Annotated in this window: 1 protein-coding gene; it reads right to left on the bottom strand. The window is 62.4% G+C overall.

Translation table 11 applies throughout. The features are described 5' to 3' along the window. Positions 1 to 468: NAD-dependent epimerase/dehydratase family protein (locus tag QTL95_RS28980; protein WP_289721017.1), on the bottom strand; the 468-nt coding region annotated here is incomplete at both ends.

The raw sequence follows: 468 nt of genomic DNA, 5'->3' as shown, positions 1-468 counted from the left end.
TGAAATCACGGCTCATCTTGCCTTCGCCGTAGATCTCGATCGGCTCGCCGTCGATCATGTTCTTCACGAACTTGAAGAGCGCCATGTCGGGCCGGCCCCAGGGGCCGTAGACGGTGAAGAAGCGGAAGGCTGTGGTCGGGATCTTATGGAGGTGCGAATAGCTGTGCGCCATCAGTTCCATCGACTTCTTGGTCGCGGCGTAGAAGGTCAGCGGCTCGTCGGCGCGGTCGGTCTCGTGGAAGGGCACCGTCGGGCTCGCGCCGTAGATCGACGAGGTCGAGGCGAGCATCAGGTGGCCGATGCCGACATTCTTGGCGATCTCGAGAATATTCCAGGAGCCTTCGAGATTGGAGGTCAGGTAGGCGCGTGGATTTTCGAGGCTATAGCGGACGCCGGCCTGGGCGGCGAGATGGACCATGACGTCGGGCTTGGCGGCGGCGACCGCGTCTTCCAGCGCCTTGCGATCCT

The organism is Rhizobium sp. S152 (assembly GCF_030380735.1).
Taxonomy (GTDB): domain Bacteria; phylum Pseudomonadota; class Alphaproteobacteria; order Rhizobiales; family Rhizobiaceae; genus Rhizobium.
Note: the sequence above shows the minus strand (reverse complement) of the source record. Positions and strands in the feature narration are given on the sequence as shown.